Origin of the sequence: Streptosporangium sp. NPDC005286 (assembly GCF_040607515.1) — a bacterium.
Classification (GTDB): domain Bacteria; phylum Actinomycetota; class Actinomycetes; order Streptosporangiales; family Streptosporangiaceae; genus Streptosporangium.
Genome location: NZ_JBEXGU010000128.1, coordinates 1 through 18242, shown reverse-complemented (window position 1 = coordinate 18242; position 18242 = coordinate 1). Strand labels below are relative to the sequence as shown.

At 71.4% G+C, this 18242-nt stretch carries 17 protein-coding genes; 7 read left to right on the top strand and 10 right to left on the bottom strand.

The window, feature by feature from the left end; translation table 11 throughout:
• Positions 1–37 precede the first annotated feature (37 nt).
• Complete coding sequence (locus tag ABZU75_RS33685) at positions 38–1216, bottom strand: aldolase (RefSeq protein WP_355563171.1); 1179 nt, start codon at positions 1214–1216, stop codon at positions 38–40.
• A gap of 213 nt (positions 1217–1429) precedes the next feature.
• Here ABZU75_RS33685 and ABZU75_RS33680 point away from each other — a divergent pair, with 213 nt between their 5' ends.
• Positions 1430–1921 (top strand): hypothetical protein, encoded by a 492-nt coding sequence (locus ABZU75_RS33680; RefSeq protein ID WP_355563168.1) that lies wholly within the window; start codon positions 1430–1432, stop codon positions 1919–1921.
• Positions 1922–1980: 59 nt separating this feature from the next.
• Here the strand turns inward: ABZU75_RS33680 and ABZU75_RS33675 are convergent, their stop codons facing one another.
• The 5 genes from ABZU75_RS33675 to ABZU75_RS33655 all read right to left on the bottom strand — a co-directional run bounded on the left by ABZU75_RS33675 (position 1981) and on the right by ABZU75_RS33655 (position 8523).
• Entirely contained in the window at positions 1981–3309 is a 1329-nt protein-coding gene (locus ABZU75_RS33675; protein ID WP_350913009.1) for an FAD-dependent oxidoreductase, read from the bottom strand.
• A 275-nt stretch (positions 3310–3584) separates the two neighbouring features.
• Positions 3585–5141: an AMP-binding protein gene (locus tag ABZU75_RS33670; RefSeq protein WP_355563163.1), complete on the bottom strand. Its 1557-nt coding sequence runs from the start codon at positions 5139–5141 to the stop codon at positions 3585–3587.
• Positions 5142–5195: 54 nt separating this feature from the next.
• Positions 5196–6344: a hypothetical protein gene (locus ABZU75_RS33665; protein ID WP_355563160.1), complete on the bottom strand. Its 1149-nt coding sequence runs from the start codon at positions 6342–6344 to the stop codon at positions 5196–5198.
• The gene (locus ABZU75_RS33660) at positions 6341–7408 is read right to left on the bottom strand and encodes an LLM class flavin-dependent oxidoreductase (RefSeq protein ID WP_350913015.1); all 1068 of its coding nucleotides are present in this window, start codon (positions 7406–7408) and stop codon (positions 6341–6343) included. Before ABZU75_RS33660 ends, ABZU75_RS33665 begins: the two co-directional genes overlap by 4 nt.
• 119 nt (positions 7409–7527) lie before the next feature.
• On the bottom strand, positions 7528–8523 hold the full coding sequence (locus tag ABZU75_RS33655; RefSeq protein ID WP_355563156.1) for an acyl-CoA dehydrogenase family protein: 996 nt from the start codon (positions 8521–8523) through the stop codon (positions 7528–7530).
• Between the two features lie 112 nt (positions 8524–8635).
• On the opposite strand from ABZU75_RS33655, the gene ABZU75_RS33650 reads away from it, so the two are divergent.
• Together ABZU75_RS33650 and ABZU75_RS33645 are read left to right on the top strand one after the other, a co-directional pair.
• Positions 8636–9274 carry a hypothetical protein gene (locus ABZU75_RS33650; RefSeq protein WP_355563153.1) on the top strand — a complete coding sequence of 213 codons (639 nt, stop codon included), beginning with the start codon at positions 8636–8638 and terminating at the stop codon, positions 9272–9274.
• 77 nt (positions 9275–9351) lie between these two features.
• Positions 9352–11097 (top strand): proline--tRNA ligase, encoded by a 1746-nt coding sequence (locus ABZU75_RS33645; protein ID WP_355563150.1) that lies wholly within the window; start codon positions 9352–9354, stop codon positions 11095–11097.
• A 102-nt stretch (positions 11098–11199) separates the two neighbouring features.
• Here the strand turns inward: ABZU75_RS33645 and ABZU75_RS33640 are convergent, their stop codons facing one another.
• The 4 genes from ABZU75_RS33640 to ABZU75_RS33625 form a co-directional block, all read right to left on the bottom strand.
• On the bottom strand, positions 11200–11415 hold the full coding sequence (locus ABZU75_RS33640) for a DUF4236 domain-containing protein (RefSeq protein ID WP_355563147.1): 216 nt from the start codon (positions 11413–11415) through the stop codon (positions 11200–11202).
• Positions 11416–11488: 73 nt separating this feature from the next.
• A complete protein-coding gene (locus ABZU75_RS33635) occupies positions 11489–11683 on the bottom strand; it encodes a DUF4236 domain-containing protein (RefSeq protein ID WP_350913025.1) in 195 nt (64 codons plus the stop codon).
• Between the two features lie 183 nt (positions 11684–11866).
• Positions 11867–12337, bottom strand: a complete 471-nt coding sequence (locus ABZU75_RS33630) for a ferritin-like domain-containing protein (protein WP_355563143.1) — start codon at positions 12335–12337, stop codon at positions 11867–11869.
• On the bottom strand, positions 12334–12825 hold the full coding sequence (locus ABZU75_RS33625; RefSeq protein WP_355563140.1) for a hypothetical protein: 492 nt from the start codon (positions 12823–12825) through the stop codon (positions 12334–12336). The genes ABZU75_RS33630 and ABZU75_RS33625 overlap by 4 nt, the downstream gene beginning before the upstream one ends.
• Before the next feature lie 192 nt (positions 12826–13017).
• On the opposite strand from ABZU75_RS33625, the gene rimP reads away from it, so the two are divergent.
• The 4 genes from rimP to infB all read left to right on the top strand — a co-directional run bounded on the left by rimP (position 13018) and on the right by infB (position 18123).
• Positions 13018–13518: a ribosome maturation factor RimP gene (gene rimP, locus ABZU75_RS33620; RefSeq protein ID WP_355563137.1), complete on the top strand. Its 501-nt coding sequence runs from the start codon at positions 13018–13020 to the stop codon at positions 13516–13518.
• 12 nt (positions 13519–13530) lie between these two features.
• Complete coding sequence (nusA, locus tag ABZU75_RS33615; protein WP_350913032.1) at positions 13531–14538, top strand: transcription termination factor NusA; 1008 nt, start codon at positions 13531–13533, stop codon at positions 14536–14538.
• A complete protein-coding gene (locus ABZU75_RS33610; protein ID WP_355563133.1) occupies positions 14522–14824 on the top strand; it encodes a YlxR family protein in 303 nt (100 codons plus the stop codon). Before nusA ends, ABZU75_RS33610 begins: the two co-directional genes overlap by 17 nt.
• A gap of 143 nt (positions 14825–14967) precedes the next feature.
• Positions 14968–18123 (top strand): translation initiation factor IF-2, encoded by a 3156-nt coding sequence (infB, locus tag ABZU75_RS33605; RefSeq protein WP_355563130.1) that lies wholly within the window; start codon positions 14968–14970, stop codon positions 18121–18123.
• Positions 18124–18242 lie beyond the last annotated feature (119 nt).

Genomic DNA, 18242 nt, shown 5'->3' with positions numbered 1-18242 from the left:
GCCGGGACGCCGGGAGCCGGGGGACCGGCGATCGAGGTCAGGCCGGTGGAGCGCCCAGGGCCAGGTCGGCGCGGCGCAGGGCGGCGGTCATGGTCTTGATCGTGGCGGGCTCGTCCATCACGCCCTCGCCCGCCTCGCGTCGCTCCTGCCAGGCACGCACCCGGTGGGCGTACTCCTGGTAACGGGACAGGTGGAAGGCGTAGACCGTCGCGTACCGGCTGACCAGGTGTGACGGGTGCATGTCCCAGCCCTGGTAGAAGCCGTGGCCCAGGGAGTGCCCGACCAGCTCCGCGTGGCGCCGCCACAGCTCCTGCACGGCCCGCCTGTCATCCGAGGCGGGGGAGGCCGCCAGCGAACCGTCCGACAACTCCACGCCGGTCCCGGCGAAGACCGTCTGCATGACGTTCCTGGCGTGATCGCAGACGGGATGGTCCAGCCGCTGCTCGTGCGGGGGCAGGGCGCAGCTCGCCGTGTAGTCGAAGACGCCGAAGTGCGCCGCGGCCAGCCTGCCCCGCAGGGAGGCGACCAGAGCGGAGTCGAGGAACAGCACCGTCTGCGGCGCCTCGACCTGGATCTCGAACCGGAGCGCGCCCTCGTCGAGGCCCAGCCCGTCCTCCAGTGCCCGCAGGCAGTCGGCGAACTGGTGGAGGTAGGCCCTCATCAGCACCTTCGGGAAGGTGACCACGAATCCCCCGGGCAGCCGCCCGACCCGCTCGACCACGCCGGTGAGAAAGCCGTCCAGCGTCCTGAGGGAGCGGACCGGGTCGCCGTCGGCGAACGACTTCACCCGCAGACCCCAGCGGCGGGGGAGCGTTCCGGCCGCGTGCATGGCCGCGATCGCCTCGGCGGCGGTGGAGGCGTGACCGTCCTCCTCCGCGGGGCGCGGCCCGTACCCGTCCTCGAAGTCGACGCGCAGGTCCTCGACGGGCTCCTCGCCGAGCTTGGCGGCCACCCGGCCGTGCACGGCTCCGGCGAGGTCCTCGCCCACGCCGAGGATCGCGGCCAGATCGCCCTGCGGCAGGTGCCGCCGCATCAGCTCCAGCGCGGCGTCACCCCACGCCCGCACCGTCCCGGCGTCGAGGCGGTCCGCGGGGACGTAGACCGTGTGCACCGGCTGCCACCCGGCCGGCCCGTACGGGTACAGCGCCGACTGCTCGCGGTGGACCCGCTCGAAGCCCGGGATCAGGGCGGACGGGTCGGCGAGCGTGACGCGCATGCTGGTGCTCCTCTGGGGACGTGCCGATATGGACGTGCCGGTTCGGACCGGACGCGCCGTTTTGAACGCACCTTAGCCGCAGCCCTCCGCCACCGGTCACCCCTGCCACCGTCGCCCCACGCCGATCAGTGGGCTCAGCCGGTCCCAACCGGATCACAAGTCACCATGGCTAAACTTTGCCATCGGAGTTCGATCACTCGGCGATGGGATGACATGAACAGACTCAAGGGGCTCTCCGCGCTGGCCGGGTCCCTGCTGGCCGTACTGCTGATGACGCAGGCGGCTCCGGCCGCCGCGGCGGCCGCGCCCGCGAAGCCCAAGGTGGCCGTGGCGGTGAAGGCGGGTCCGGCCAAGCACACCGGTAAGTGCCCGGTGACCGTCGGCTTCACGGCGAAGATCAAGGTGAGCGCGCCCACCGTGGTGGCCTACCGCTGGCTCAGGGGCGACGGCTCCAAGAGTGCTGTGAAGACCGTGAAGGTGAACGGGACGAAGATCCTGAAGGACCGCGCCACCTTCCGCGGCAACCTGAAGGGCTGGCAGGCGCTCCAGGTGCTGAGCCCGCGCAAGGTCGTCTCCAAGAAGGCGGCCTTCACGATCTCCTGCGCGCCGCAGAGCGGCGGCGGTAACGGTGACAACGGCGGTGACGGTGGCGTCGACCCGCAGGGCCCGGCGGAGGGGCAGGGCGGCACCGAGAACGGCGAGTAGCGCGAACAGCGCCCCGGCCGCGGCCACCCTCCGGTTCTCCGGGCGTGGCCGCGGCCGTGTCATTGACGGCCGCAGGCGGTGAGCATGGCGGCGATGCCGAGGAGTTTCACCCGCTCGCCCCGGTCGAGGGACCTGGCCAGTGCCGCCTCGGCGGCCTCGATGGCCAGCCAGTGCTCGTAGGTGATCGGTGAGATGCCCCGGGAGGCGAGGAGCTCGTCCGGGTCCGTGCGGTGTACCGGATCGCGGCCGGCGAGATCGGCGAGGAGGGTGCGGACCGTCTCGGCGGCGTCGGACTTGTTGGTGCCGATCACACCGCTGGGACCGCGCTTGAGCCAGCCCGCCACGTACTCGCGGTCGCGGACCCGGCCGGCCTCGTTCGGCACGGTCATGGTGGCCTCGGAGAAGGGAACGCCGGGTAGCGGCACGCTCTGGTAGCCGACCGAGCGCAGCACCATGCCGACCGGGAGGGTCTCGAACTCGCCGGTGCCGACCACCCGGCCGTCCAGCAGCCGGGTTCGCTCCAGCTTGAGCGCCTCCACCCGCCCCTCGCCGAGGATCTCCACCGGGCGCATCCAGAACCGCACGTCCAGCCGCCGGGGACGGCCCGTCAGGCCGCGGGCCGCCCAGCTCTGCAGGACCTCGACGTTGCCCCTGATCTGCCGGGACGCCGTCGAGACGTCCGCGGCGCTCTCCTCGGGCCGCACCCGCACGTCCGCGTTGGTCAGCTCGCCCAGCTCCCTGAGCTCCTTCAGGGTGAACTTGGCGTGCTCGGGCCCCCGGCGGCCGATCATGTGGATGGCCTTCACCTCGCTGGCGGCCAGCCGGTCGAGCACTTCTTGCGGCACGTCGGTGGCGCGCAGCTCGTCGGCGGTCTTGGCCAGGATGCGCACCACGTCGACCGCCACGTTCCCCACGCCGATCACCGCGACCTCGGGGCTGTCGAGGACGAAGCGGTCACCGGGCATGTCGGGATGGCCGCAGTACCAGTTGACGAAGTCGGTGGCGGCCACGCTGCCCGGCAGGTCCTCGCCGGGGATGCCCATCCGCCGGTCCACCATCGCGCCGGTGCAGTAGACCACGGCGTCGTAGCAGTCGAGCAGATCGGTGACGCCGATGTCCCTGCCGAACTCGACACCGCCGAGGAACCGCACGTCCGGAAGCTCCAGCACGCCGCGCAGGTAGCCCGCTATCGACTTGATCGAGGTGTGGTCGGGGGCGACCCCGTAGCGCACCAGCCCGTACGGGGTCGGCAGCCGCTCCAGCACGTCCACCCGCAGGGGCACGGTGGCCTGTTTCCTCAGGGCCTCGGCCGTGTAGATCCCGGCGGGCCCCGACCCCACGATCGCGACTCGCAGCGACACATCGCCTCCCAGGGTGCTGGCTGTCATGACGCGATTCTCCATTACCGGTGCCCGCCGGGCCAGTCTCGGCGGTCCGTTGTGATCGAACCGGTCATCCGGCACGGGGCGTCCGGCGGATACGTTTCCAATATTTCCGAACATTCCCTGCGAACACGGTGTTCCCGGCGGGCCTGGTCCTCCGTGGGAGCACGTGCCTCGGAGGTTCTCTGCATTTCCCGCGAACACGGTATGCCCGGCGTGCCCGGTGCCCCGTGAGAGGACGTGCTCGTGCGCCCGCCCGTCCACGGGGCCGCTCGTGCTGTCTACGGGGTCGTCCGCGCGCGCAGGGCGCGTTTGTCTATCTTCCCGTTGCCGGTGACGGGAAGGGCGTCGACCACGATCACCCGCCTGGGCACCTTGTAGTTGGACATGTTGTCGCGGGCCCAGGAGATGACCTTCTCCGGCTCGACGGCCGCCCCCGGCCTCGGGACCACGAACGCCCAGCCGACCTCGCCCATCCGCTCGTCGGGCACCGAGACCACCGCGGCCTGGGCCAGGGAGCCCTCCCGCAGCAGGAGCCCCTCCACCTCGGCGGGGGAGACGTTGAACCCCCCGGCGATGAACAGCTCCTTCTTACGGTCCACGATGGCGAGGTCGCCGCGGGTGTCGAGGGCGCCGATGTCGCCGGTGTGCAGCCAGCCGTCCCTGATCACCTCGGCCGTTCTTTCCGGCTCGCCCCAGTAGCCGCGCATGACCCCGTACCCGCGGACGAGGACCTCGCCGCGCTCGCCGCGCGGCACCTCCAGGCCGTCGTCGTCGACGATCCGCACCTCCATGCCCGGCACGGGGCGGCCCGTGCTGCCCGCGATGACCTCGACGGGGTCGTCGGCCCTGGTCATGGAGACGACCGTGCCCTCCATCAACCCGTACGCGTTGATCATGCGTTCCAGGCCGATCCGCTCCAGCAGCCTGCGTACCAGCTCGGAGGGGACGGAGGCCGCCCCGCAGATCGCCACGCGCACCGAGTGCTCGCCGATCTCGGTCTCCTCGAGCAGCCGGTGGAACAGCGTCGGGGGCCCGGCCAGGATCGTGATCCCGCCGTCGCGGATCAGGCCGGCCAGCAGGTCGGGGCCGAGCGTGGCGATCGGCATCATCGTGGCCCTGCGCATGACCGAGGCCAGCAGCCCGGCGTTGAGCCCGAAGCCGTGCGCGAACGGGGCGATCACCGGGTAGCGGTCGCCGGGGCCGAGCGTGACGATCTCCGCCCAGTCCCAGTAACCGCGCAGCATCCGGCCGTGTTCGAGCATCACGCCCTTGGGCGTGCCCGTGGTGCCCGAGGTGGAGATGATCTCGCACAGGTCGTCAGGTCGTACGGCCAGCGCGCGCTCCTCGGCCTCGGCGCGCCCGATGAGGGAACCGGCGACGAGCACCTGCGAGGGCTGCGCCGAGCCGGGCCGCTCCAGCCCCTCGGGCATGATCGAGTGCCGCAGGTCCGGCAGGCCGGCGAAGGGCAGGCCGCCGCCCGTCTCGCCGGCGGCCTCGGCCAGCAGGTCGGCCAGGACGGCGCCGTCGTGACCGTACCCGGTGATCAGCACGCTCGCCCCGGTCGAGCGGAGCGTCGCGGCGGCCTCGATGCCCTTGTAGCGTGACGACAGCGGCACGAGCACCGCGCCGGCGTCCCAGACGCCGAACGCGGTGATCACCCAGTGCGCGTCGTTCGGGCCCCAGACGGCGACCCGATCGCCCGGCAGCACGCCCAGCGCGATCAGGCCCCTGGCGACCTCGCCCGCCCGGTCGCGCAGCTCGGCGAGGGTCAGCCGGACCGTCCCGTCGTCCACGACGACGTCCGAGGGGTGATCGCCGGACAGGGCGCGGAGCATGCGGGGAATCGTTCGCCAGCCGGGTACTTCCATGGCGGTCGCGCCTTTCGTGGATCAGCGGGCGATGGCTGTGCGATCCCTGCCCAGGTGGTGGCCTCGCGTGTCGTTCACCACGCCGGGGGAGACCGTCTCCGAGATCCGGTCGGAGATCTCGACGGCGATCGTGACCGGGGTGAGCGCCTTGAGCGACTGCTGGAGGCGCGACCTCCACATGGGATTCCCGACGAGGCTCTCCCGCTTGAAGGTCACGGTCAGGACCGCGGCGTCGAGCGTGCCCTGCCGCGAGACGCCCAGCTCCCAGCCGGAGACTCCGTCGATCTTGTTGAGCGCCCGCTGGATCCGGTTCAGCGACACCCACACCCCGCGCACCAGCACGTGGTCCCCGACCGTGTGCTCGGGGGCGGGGATCGCCTCCCCGCCGGAGACCCTGACCACCTGGCCGGTGCGCACCGCCTCCCCGGCCCGCGGGCCGGCGACGACCAGCTCGGCCGGCCCCGAGGCGTACGGCGGTGCCTGCAGCTCGTCCTTCTCCAGCGGGGCCAGGCCCACCGAGCCGGGTACGAGCAGGGTCAGCGGCGCCGACTCCGAGGACCGCCAACCCAGCGGCGTCGCGGTGAACGGCGAGCAGTAGACCTCCGTCACCCGTGCCCCGAACTCCGTCGCCAGATGCGACATCGTGCGGCGCGAGGCGATCTCCCCGGTCAGCACGACGTGCCGCAGGCCCAGGTCCAGCGGGTCCAGCAGGAACTCCAGGTGTAGCCGGGCCAGCAGGTCCATCGCGCCGGTCGGCGTGATCACCAGGGTGGTCGCGCCCAGCGACTCCAGCGCGTGGTGCAGTCTGAGCCTGCCCCGCGGGCCGACGGAGGCACCCGCCCCCGCGACCTCGGCGGCGGCGCGCGCCCACTGCGGGCCCGCCAGCTCGCCGTCGCCCGACAGCGCCGCCACCACCCGGTCCCGCCCGTCCACGCCCGCCGCCCGCAGCGCGGCGGCGTAGGCGGCGGTCAGCTCGCCGACCTCGCCCGCGGGGGTCACGCTGCCGGCGTCGGCGGAGACCAGCAGCAGCCCGGACGCGCTACGGCTCCCGGCGGCGAGGTCGTCCCTGGTCAGCCATACGGAGGGCGCACCGAGCGGGACGGCTCCGGCGGGCGCCGCGTTCGGGGCGGGCGCGGCGCCGTCGCCGCGGGCCGCCGGGTTCGTCGTCAATTGATCACCTCGGTCATGAAAAGCCGCATCGACTCGCAGACGTGTTCGTGGGCGAGGCCGCCCACCTGTGCCTGCAGGATCAGGTCGGTGGCCCCGGCCTCGGCGATGCGGGCCGCGGCCTTCCGGGAGCCCTCCACGTCGTCCACCACGACCATGTGGTGCTCGCGGAGCGTGGCCATGGCCTCCTCGGGGGGCATACCGGCCGCGAGCTGGCCCAGGACCTTGTGGGTGGCGTGCCGGGCGTCGTAGTAGTCGGGAGGGGTGACCAGGTTGACCTGGCGCCGGATGTACCACAGGACCGGGTCGGAGGCGATCTCGAACGCCCGCTCCCTGGTGCCGCCGACGAACCACGGGATCATCAGCGCGATCCGCCGGCTGTCGGGGTCGAAGCCGTTGTCGGCCAGGCACTGCCGGTAGCTCGCGATGTCCTCGGCGACGTCGTCGAGGCCCTTGAGCATCGTCATGCCCAGCAGGTTGTAACCGTGCCTGGCCGCGGCCAGGTAGCCCTCCAGGGAGGTGGACGCCACCCACACGGGAGGGTGCGGCACCTGGGCCGGTCGAGGGTAGACGGAGACGTCGGGGATCTCGAAGAACTCGTTGGACCGGCTGATCGGCTCGCCGTCGGCGTTCCAGATGGCGAGGGTGGCCTCCAGCGAGTCCTCCCAGATCTGCCGCGACTTCTCGAAGGGCTTCTGGAACGCCTGGTACTCCAGCGGGGACGCGCCCCGTCCGGTGCCGAACTCCACCCGGCCGCCGGAGATGACGTCGAGGGTCGCGACGCGTTCGGCGGTCCTGATGGGCGACTGGAAGGGCAGCAGCACCACGCCCAGGCCGAGGTGGATCCGCTCGGTGCGCTGGGAGATGGCGGCCAGCACGAGGTCGGGGGCCGATGAGTGGGAGAAGCCCCGGGTGAAGTGGTGCTCGACGAACCACGCGGTGTCGAAGCCCAGCCGGTCTCCGAGGACCACCTGGTCGATCACGTTGCGGAACGTCTGCTGTTCGACCTCGCGGGAGCGTCCGCGGACCTCCAGCTCGTAGCCCAGGCTGATCCTTAGGGACGTCATCCACGCCTCCGTTGTGTCCATCCGACCCCCGGCCGAGGCCTTCCACTTAACCAAGCGCTCGCTTGGCGAGATTACCAGCATGCCGGGACGTCAACAAGCCGACCCGTGAGGCGCTCTCCCTACAGGCCCGTGGCGGCGGCCAGGCGGGCGCGGTGCGCCTGCGGGGTGCCGAGGAGCTGGGCGTCCGCGGTGGCCCGCTTGAAGTAGCGATGGGCCGGATGCTCCCAGGTGACGCCGGTGCCGCCGTGGACCTGGATGCTCTCGCCCGCGGCGGCCAGGTAGGCCTCCGTGCAGTAGGAGCCCGCGACGGCGGCCCGGACGGGAAGCTCCTCCAGCGGGGCGCACGCGGCGGCCAGGGCGGCCGAGCGGGCCGACTCGACCAGCAGGAGCACGTCGGCGAGCTTGTGCTTGACCGCCTGGAAGGAACCGATCGGGCGGCCGAACTGGTGGCGCTGTCTCGCGTGGGCCACCGCGGTCTCCAGGCAGCGGGCCGCCCCGCCCACCTGTTCGGCGGCCAGCGCGGCGACCGCCAGGTCGCGGACCCGCTCGTGCGCCGTGCCGGAGCCGATCCGGACGGCGGGGACGGCGTCGAAGGCGAGCGCGGTGAGCGGGCGGGTCTGGTCCAGGGTGGGCAGCGGCGTGCGGGAGGAGGGGGCGGCCTCAAGGAGCGCGCCGCCCGCGTAGGCCAGCACCAGCTCGCCGTCCAGGGCGTGCCGGGCGATCCCGGTCAGCCGGTCGCCGTCCAGCACCAGCTCGGCGTCGCCGGGGAGCAGCACGGTCGCGGTGACGGCGCCTTCGGCGATGCCGGGAAGCAGCCTGGCCATGGCCGCCCGGTCGCCGGTGGCCTTGATCGCCTCCACGGCCAGCACCGCGGTCTGCAGGTAGGGATGGGGCGACAGGGCGCGGCCGACCTCCTCGCACACGACGGCCGCCTCGGCCATGCCGCAGCCCGCGCCGCCGTACTCCTCGGGGACCGCCAGGCCGGCCACGCCCAGCTCGGCGGCGAACCGGACCCAGGGGGCGTCCGGGTGCCGGGTGAGGAAGGAGTGGACCGCGTCACGGAGCTCCAGCCGCTCCTCGGAAAGGCTTGGGGAAACGCTCGCGAAAAGACTCACGGCAACAGCATAACCAAGCGCTCGCTTGCCTAGTAAAATTTGTCCCACTCTGGGTATTAGTGCAGGTCAGATATACTGCCGGTGGCCACGAGTACATGTGATCGGGGGATCGGTGGCTTTGGCAGAACGCAACTACACGCTTGACTTCGTCGCGGGGGACCGACGGGATCGCGCCATTCTCCGGCACATGGTCCTCTCGCTCTTCGTGGGGATGCTGCTGGGTGGCGTCGGAGCGCTACTGCTCTACGGCCCCGGCCTGCCTGGTGCGATCTACAACCCGTACGCGTACGTCCTCCTCGCCGTCGTCGTGGGGCGGAGCGCGGCCGGTTTCGGCTGGGCGGTGCTCTCCAGCGTGCTCGCCGCGTTCGGGGCGCTGCTCTCGATACTGACCGCCACCCTCTTCGAACCGGGAGACTGGCTCGCCAGGCTCGGCGACGACGGCGCCACGATGAACCTCACGGTCGTCAATCTCGTGACGATCGGGGTTCTCGCCTATCTCGCCAAGCGCCCCGGCCGCTGGGGAGCCCTCGCGGCCGGCGGGGCGGTCGGGCTGGCCCTGTTCGAAGGCATCGACAAGATGATGCCCGGCCCCGAGCACGTCCCCGGCTTCTGGCCGTGGGGAGCCGCGGTCGTGATCGTGTTCGCGCTGGGGATGCTGGTCTCACTGGCCCGCGGCAGGGAGCGTGTCTGCTCCGCGTTGGTCGCGCTGGCCCTCGGGGCCTTCTACTTCGTTTTCCTCGCCGGGCTCTGAAAGGGGCGACGGCCGACAATCGGCTTGCCGGACTCGATAGCCTGTAGGGCATCGATCCCTGCTAGCTAGGAGTAGCCGTGCTGCTGCGCATGTCGTCGCTGTTTCTTCGAACGCTGAGGGACGACCCGGCAGACGCGGAAGTCCCGAGCCACAAGCTGCTCGTCCGCGCCGGTTACGTCCGCCGCGTCGCCCCCGGCGTCTACTCCTGGCTGCCCCTCGGCAAGACGGTCCTGGAGAACGTCACGCGCGTGGTGCGCGAGGAGATGAACCGCATGGGCGGCCAGGAGGTGCTCTTCCCCGCGCTCCTGCCCCGTGAGTACTACGAGGCGACCGGCCGCTGGACCGAGTACGGGGACACGCTCTTCCGCCTCAAGGACCGCAAGGGTGCCGACTACCTGCTCGGTCCCACCCACGAGGAGATGTTCACCGACATGGTCAAGGGGGAGTACTCCTCCTACAAGGACTATCCGGTGACCCTCTACCAGATCCAGACGAAATATCGCGACGAGGCCAGGCCCCGGGCCGGCATCCTGCGCGGGCGCGAGTTCATCATGAAGGACTCCTACTCCTTCGACCTCGACGACGAGGGTCTCAAGCACTCCTACGAGCGCCACCGCGAGACCTACATCAAGACCTTCGACCGGCTCGGCATCACCTACAAGATCTGTTTCGCCACCTCTGGCGCGATGGGCGGGTCGGCCTCCGAGGAGTTCCTCGCCCCTGCGGCCACCGGTGAGGACACCTTCGTGGCCTGCCACGACTGTGGCTACGCGGCCAACGCGGAGGCCGTCGTCACCCCCGCCCCGGTCGCCGAGGGCACCGGCGAGCGGCCCGCCATGCGGGTGCTCGACACCCCCGGCACCCCGACCATCGAGTCGCTGGTCAACCACGTCAACGAGCACCACGGCCTGGGCATCACCGCCGCCCAGACGCTCAAGAACATCGTGGTCAAGGTGACCGTCCCGGGCTCCGGCAAGACCGAGACCCTGGTCGTGGGTGTTCCCGGAGACCGCGAGGTCGACTTCAAGCGGCTGGAGGCGTCCCTGGCCCCCGGTGAGCCCGCCATCTTCGAGGCCGAGGACTTCGCCAGGCACCCCGGCCTGGTCCGCGGCTACATCGGCCCGCAGGTCCTGCGGGATCTCGGCATCCGCTACCTCGTCGACCCCCGCGTGGTCGACGGCACCGCCTGGGTGACCGGCGCCAACGAGCCGGGCAAGCACGCCGCGGACGTCGTCGCGGGCCGTGACTTCGTCGCCGACGGCACCATCGAGGCCGCCGAGGTCCGCGCGGGCGACGCCTGCCCGGTCTGCGGCTCGGGCCTCTCCATCGACCGCGGTATCGAGATCGGTCACATCTTCCAGCTCGGCCGAAAGTACGCCGACGCCGCGAAGCTCGACGCCCTCGGCCCCGACGGCAAGCCGATCCGCATCACCATGGGCTCCTACGGCGTCGGCGTCTCCCGCGCCGTGGCGGTGCTGGCCGAGCAGCGGCACGACGAACTCGGCCTGCGGTGGCCCCGCGAGATCGCCCCGGCCGACGTCCACATCGTGGGCACCGGCAAGGACGGCCAGATCGAGGCCGCTGTGAAGATCGCCGAGGAGTTGGAGGGCCGCGGCCTGCGCGTCCTGGTGGACGACCGCTCCGGGGTCTCGCCGGGCGTGAAGTTCAAGGACGCCGAGCTGCTCGGCATGCCGACGATCCTGATCGTCGGCCGAGGCCTCACCCAGGGCATCGTGGAGCTGCGCGACCGCGCCACCGGCGCCAAGGAGGAGATCCCGCTCGCCGAGGCGGTCGACCGCGTCGTGGCGGCCTGCGAGGAGTGAACCCGCGGACCGGGAGGCGACGATCTCGCCCCGCGCCACCGCACATGTGAAGGAGCGGCCCACCCGGCGGGTGGGCCGCTCCTTCAGGTCTGTGGCCCCGTCTCAGTAGTGGCGGTAGCGGGAACTCCGGCCGACCGTCCGGCCGATCGTCCTGCCCACGTGGAATCCGCCGGGCAGGTTGACGGTGACGTGTTTGCGGCCGTCGGGAGTTCTCGCGACATGGAATCTGCGATTGCCGAAGCCGTGGCCGACCCCTCGTGGAGACAGGTCGATCCGGAAGGGACCGATTTTGATCGACTTTCTGTATCCCCAGCCCATTGTTCTCTCCCCGAACCTCGTGCCGTGTCAGAAGAACGACCGGAGTTCGCGAACGGTTCCCGGGAAACGCCCGTCAGCGACGCGCACCGCTGCCGAGCGTCTTGCGCCAGTGGAAACCGCCGGGCAGGTTGACGCTCAGCGTGCGGCGCCCATCTGCCGTCTTGGTGACTCTGAAGGCACGGTTTCCCCAGCTGTGACCCACTCCACTCCGCGAAAGGTTAAGACGGAACGGACCGAACTTCATGGATTTCCGGTATCCCCAGCCCATTACTCCTCCTCAGGCGTGTTTCACGGAGATTCAGCTACCCGGCAGGCGCCGTACAAACATGCTCGAAAGCGGGTTTGAATCTCATCTCATGAACACGGGGGCCGTGGTCAGGCATCGATACCGCGCCGACCGGCCTGTCACCCCGGGAAATCCTTACTCCGGGAAAGCGGCCATCGGTGAAAGTCACTCGGCGGCGGTCGCCGTGGGGGTGGCGGTGGGTGAGGTGCTGGGAGAGGTGGCGGGCGCGGGCGGCATGCCGGGGAAGGTGTCGATCTCCGGGCGCAGGTTGTAGGAGCGGGTGACGCACTCCTGCATGGTCAGCGCGGCCATCTTGCGCAGCGCCGTGTCGGCGGAGGCCGCCAGCTCCAGGTAGGCGCCGGTCACCCTCCGCTCGACCAGCACGGCCAGCTCCACCGCCTGCGCCGCCGTGGACGGCGTGACCGGGAGCTCGTAGACCGCGGCCGGTTCGGCCGGGGTGCCGCCCATCTTGACGATCATGGCGCGGAGCTGGTCACGGCGGGCGCGGTGGGCGTTGTAGGCCGCCGTCATCTCGGTGCGCAGCCTCCCCGTGCTCCTGGCCCCGATGACCCCGTACGCGTACACGGCGGCGTGCTCGGCCGCCAGCGCCGCGCCGAGTCCCTGGTCGGCCCTCACAGCGATCTCGACAGGGCCAGGGCGTGCGCGGCCTCGCAGGCGCCGATGGACGCGATCAGCTGGGCCAGCGGGGGCGAGGCCCCCTCGACCTGCCGGGCACGGAGCGCGGCCGCCCTGCGCTCCAGATCGCGAAGGGCCCGCACCGACGTCCCGCCGCCCGCGGACGCGCCGCCGGAGGGCGAGGGGGTGGGCGAGGGGGTGGGCGTCGCGGAGACGGAGGCGGCGGCGGGCGGGAGACGGCGGCGGAGCTCGGCCAGATGGGCCTCGTGCCGCTGCCTGAAGGGCGCGAGCCTGGCCGAGGCGGCCGAGGCGTACAGGGCCACTGCCCGCTCCTTGCCCGCGATCAGCTCCCGCAGGAGCACGGTCTCGGGATCGGGACGCTCGGCCACCGGAGGCACCCGTTCCTCGGCGGCGCAGCCCGCGGTGGCCACGGCCGCAACCCCGAGAGCGCCGCCCCGCAACAGGGCGCGCCGGGAGACGGAACGCACGGACGACCTCCGGTTCTGTGTCGGCAGCTGACGCACCTAGCATCGTACGGGCTTGGAATAATGGCACCCACCTCGCTTCTCGGGCGGCTCCGCCACACCGAGTGGCGCTGTTTCCACGCCCTGGTGTGGATAGGCTGGTTAATCGCATGGGCGAGGTCCGCCCGGCTGAGATCGTGACAATGGGAGGTCGGCATGGGCAACGCCACATCCCGCGACCGCCTGATGAAGCTTCTGGAACCTGTCGTCGGAGCCGAGGGGCTCGACTTGGAGGACGTCACGGTCACCCCCGCGGGCAAGAGGCGGCTGCTGCGTGTCGTCGTCGACCGTGACGGCGGCGTGAGCCTCGACGACGTCGCGGAGGTCAGCCACGCGGTCTCCGCGACGCTGGACGCCGACGACGCGATGGGAAGCACCCCGTACGTGCTGGAGGTCTCCTCCCCGGGGGTGGACCGCCCGCTCACCGAGCCGCGCCACTGGCGCCGCGCGGTGCGGAGGCTGGTCAAGGCCGACCTGAGGGACGGCACCGCCGTGGAGGGCCGGATCGTCGCCACCGACGAGACCGGCGTGGAGCTGGACGTCGACGGCGCGCCGCGCCGCATCGACTATGAGGACCTGACCCGAGGACGGGTTCAGGTGGAATTCCGCCGGCTCGACGACGCCGAAGACGACGGCGAAGACGGCGACGAGGGCTAAGGGGGAAGCCTCGTGGACATCGACATGAGCGTCCTGCGCAGCCTGGAGCGGGAGAAGGACATCTCCTTCGACCTGGTCGTCAAGGCGATCGAGGACGCGCTGCTGATCGCATATTTCCGGAGCGAGGGCGCGGCGGCCAAGGCGCGCGCCGAGCTCGACCGCAAGTCCGGGCACGTGACCATCTTCGCCGCCGAACTCGACGCCGAGAGCGGGGAGGTGCTCAGGGAGTTCGACGACACCCCGGGCAACTTCAGCCGCATCGCCGCGACCACCGCCAAGCAGGTCATCCTGCAGCAGCTCCGTGACGCCGAGGACGAGATCAACTTCGGGGAGTTCGCCAGCCGCGAGGGCGAGCTGGTGGCCGGCGTCATCCAGCAGGGCAAGGACCCGAGGGTGGTCCTGGTCGACCTGGGCAAGATCGAGGCGGTGCTGCCGCACAGCGAGCAGGTCCCGGGTGAGGAGTACGTCCACGGCGAGCGGATCCGCTGCTACGTGGTCCAGGTCAAGAAGGGGCACAAGGGCCCCTCGGTGACCCTGTCGCGCACCCACCCCGGGCTGGTGAAGAAGCTCTTCGCGCTGGAGGTGCCGGAGATCGCCGACGGTACGGTGGAGATCGCCGCCATCGCCCGCGAGGCCGGTCACCGCACCAAGCTCGCGGTCAGGTCGCGGCGGCCGGGGGTGAACGCCAAGGGCGCCTGCATCGGTCCGATGGGCTCGCGCGTGCGCAACGTGATGACCGAGTTGCACGGTGAGAAGATCGACATCATCGACTGGTCGGAGGATCCCGCGGAGTTCGTGGGGAATGCCCTGTCGCCGGCGCGCGTTTCCCACGTAGAGGTGATCGACTTCGACGGCCGTGCCGCGCGGGTGACCGTGCCGGACTACCAGCTCTCCCTCGCCATCGGCAAGGAGGGGCAGAACGCCCGGCTGGCCAACCGCCTCACCGGCTGGCGCATCGACATCCGTCCCGACACCCAGCCGGGGGACGCGGCAGGTTCCGCAGATGCGTCCACACGGTAAGCTGGAATATGGTGGCCAGGCTGCCCCACTGAGAATGTGTGTGGGGTGCCGGGTTCGCACGGTTTCCTCCGAGCTGCTCCGCCTGGTGGTGGTCGAGGGCGTTATAGTCCCCGACCTGCGAAGACGGCTCCAGGGGCGTGGTGCTTCACTGCATCCCACCCTGAGCTGTCTCGAACTCGCAGAGCGTCGCCGAGCGTTTCCGCGTGCGTTTCGCGTTGCGGTTCCGCTCGACCTGTCGCGGCTGCGTGGCCACCTGGAAGAGCAACAGGCTGAAAGGATCGGGTGAAATGGTTACCGACTGTCATGTAGGACGCCGATTTGATGGGCTGGTCAGATAGCTATGAGCGCCTGATGAGCATGCGGCGATGAGTACGTCAACGTAACGACGGTCCGGCGGCACCGCCTCCCGGGCCGAGACAAGGGAGTGCAGTGGCGAAGGTCCGGGTATACGAGCTCGCCAAGGAGTTCGGTGTGGAGAGCAAGGTCGTCATGGCCAAGCTCCAGGAGATGGGCGAGTTCGTGCGTTCGGCGTCCTCGACTATCGAAGCACCGGTAGTCCGCAGGCTCACGGAAGCGCTAGGCGGCCCCAGTAAGGGTTCGTCCGACAGGGGCAGAGGCCCCAGGCCGCCTCAGGCGGCACCTCGGCCGGGTGACGGCCAGCCAAACGGCGTCTCTTCGGCGCCGACATCCATCCCCAAGCCGGGACCGGCCCCTCGGCCGGGACCGCGACCGGGTCCCGTACCGGCTCGTCCTGCGGCGCCCGCGCCGCAGGCCCCGCCGGTCGTTCCCAAGCCGGAGCCCCAGCAGGCGCAGCCTCCGCAGCCGCCGCGGCAGCAGCCGCCGCAGGTGCAGCCGCCGCGCTTCGAGGCGCCCCGCAGCGACAGCGGCCGTCCGGCGGCCTCCGGCCCCAAGCCGGGTCCGCGGCCCGCTCCGCGCCCCGGTCCGGCGGCGCGCCCCGAGGGTCGTCCGGAGGGTCGTCCCTCGGGTGGCCCCGGCGGAGCGCCCTCGGGTCCCAGGTCCGGTGCCGGCGCGGGCGCGCCCAAGCCGGGTCCGCGTCCGGGCCCGCGTGGTCCGCGCCCCGGTAACAACCCGTTCTCGTCGAACGCCAGCGGCATGGGCCAGGCCCGTCCGCCGCGTCCCGGCGGTCCCGGTGGCCCCGGTGGTCCCGGCCGCGACGGCGGCCCCGGCGACAGGGGGCCGCGTCCCGGTCCGCGTGAGGATCGCGGTCCCCGCGAGGGTCGCGACAGTGCCGGTCCCCGTCCGCCCGGCGCCCGTTCCGGTCCGCCCGGTGCGGCCGGCCCGCGTCCGGGTCCCGGCGCGGGTGGCCCGCGTCCCGGCGGCGGTGCGGGTGGCCCCGGTGGTCCGCGCCCCGGTGGTCCGCGTCCCAGCCCGATGATGATGCCGCAGGGCCGGCCCGCCGGCCCCGGTGGCGGCGCGGGCCGCCCCGGTGGCGGTGCGGGTGCCGGTCGTCCCGGTGGCGGCGCGGGCCGTCCCGGTGGCGGCGGCGGTCGTCCCGGTGGCGGTGGCGGCGGTTTCGCCGGCCGTCCGGGTGGCGGTGGCGGCGCGGGCCGTCCCGGCACCGGAACCGGTGGTCCCGGTGGCGGTGGCGGCGGTTTCGCCGGCCGTCCCGGTGGCGGTGGCCGTGGCCGCGGTGGAGGCACCGCGGGCGCGTTCGGCCGTCCCGGCGGACGCCCGACCCGCGGTCGCAAGTCCAAGCGCCAGCGGCGTCAAGAGTTCGACAACATGCAGGCCCCGGCGATCGGCGGCGTGCAGGCTCCTCGCGGCAACGGGCAGACGATCCGCCTGTCGCGCGGCGCCTCCCTGTCGGACTTCGCCGACAAGATCGGCGCGATCCCGGCGTCCCTGGTGCAGATCATGCTGCACCTGGGCGAGATGGTGACCGCCACGCAGTCGGTCAACGAGGAGACGCTCCAGCTTCTGGCCGCCGAGCTCGACTACAACCTGCTTGTGGTCAGCCCGGAGGAGGAGGACCGCGAGCTCCTGGAGACCTTCGACATCGAGTTCGGCGAGGACGAGGGCGACGAGTCCGACCTGGTCGCGCGCCCGCCGGTGGTGACCGTCATGGGTCACGTCGACCACGGTAAGACCAAGCTGCTCGACGCCATCCGCAACACCAACGAGGTGGCGCAGGAGGCGGGTGGCATCACCCAGCACATCGGTGCCTACCAGATCGCCGCCGAGCACGAGGGCGAGGACCGGAAGATCACCTTCATCGACACCCCGGGTCACGAGGCGTTCACCGCCATGCGTGCCCGAGGTGCCAAGGTGACCGACATCGCCGTCCTGGTCGTCGCGGCCGACGACGGTGTGAAGCCGCAGACCATCGAGGCGCTCAACCACGCCCAGGCGGCCGACGTGCCGATCGTCGTCGCGGTCAACAAGGTCGACAAGGAGGGGGCGGACCCGAACAAGGTGCGCGCCCAGCTCACCGAGTACGGCCTGGTCGCCGAGGAGTACGGCGGCACCACGATGTTCGTCGACATCTCCGCCAAGAACGGGACCGGCATCGAGAACCTTCTCGAGGCCATCCTGCTCACCGCGGACGCCGAGCTCGACCTGCGGGCCAACGACACGATGGACGCGCAGGGCGTCGCCATCGAGGCCCACCTCGACAAGGGCCGTGGTCCGGTCGCGACCGTGCTGGTCCAGCGCGGCACGCTCCGCGTCGGCGACTCGATCGTCTGTGGCGAGGCCTTCGGCCGCGTCCGGGCGATGCTCGACGACAAGGGCGAGGCGATCCAGGAGGCCGACCCGTCCCGTCCGGTGGCGGTCCTTGGTCTGACCGCGGTGCCGGGCGCCGGTGACAACTTCATCGTCGTCACCGACGACCGGATGGCGCGCCAGATCGCCCAGCAGCGCGCGGCGCGCAAGCGCATCGCGGACATGGCCAAGTCCGGCCGTCGCCGCACCCTCGAAGAGCTCTTCAGCGAGATGGAGAAGGGCCAGGTCGACGAGCTCAAGCTCATCATCAAGGGTGACGTCTCCGGTTCCGTCGAGGCTCTGGAAGACGCGCTGCTCAAGATCGACGTCGGTGACGAGGTGCGCCTGCGGGTGCTCCACCGCGCCGTCGGTGCGATCACCGAGTACGACGTCAACCTGGCGGTCGCCGACGACAACGCGGTCATCATCGGCTTCAACGTGCGCCCCGAGGTCAGGGCGCGCGATCTGGCCGAGCGCGAGGGCGTCGACATCCGCTACTACTCGGTCATCTACCAGGCGATCGAGGAGATCGAGGCGGCCCTCAAGGGCATGCTCAAGCCGGAGTTCGAAGAGGTCCAGATGGGCACCGCGGAAGTCCGCGAGGTCTTCAAGGTGCCGAAGATCGGCAACATCGCCGGTGCTCTGGTCCGCTCGGGCACGATCGTCCGCAACAGCAAGGCCCGTCTCATCCGCGGCGGGGTCGTCATCTCCGACAACCTCACCGTCTCCTCGCTGCGTCGCTTCAAGGACGACGCGACCGAGGTGCGCGAAGGGTTCGAGTGCGGTATCGGTGTCGGCTACAGCGACATCAAGATCGATGACGTCATCGAGACCTTCGAGATGCGGGAGAAGCCGCGCGTCTGATGCCCCCGGACAGGCAGCAGGACCGTCCCGCCGGCCGCCCCCACAGCGGCGGGCCGCGGGCGGGCCCCCCCCGAGGGATGGGGAGAGAACACCCCAGTAAAGCACTGAAACAAAAAAAC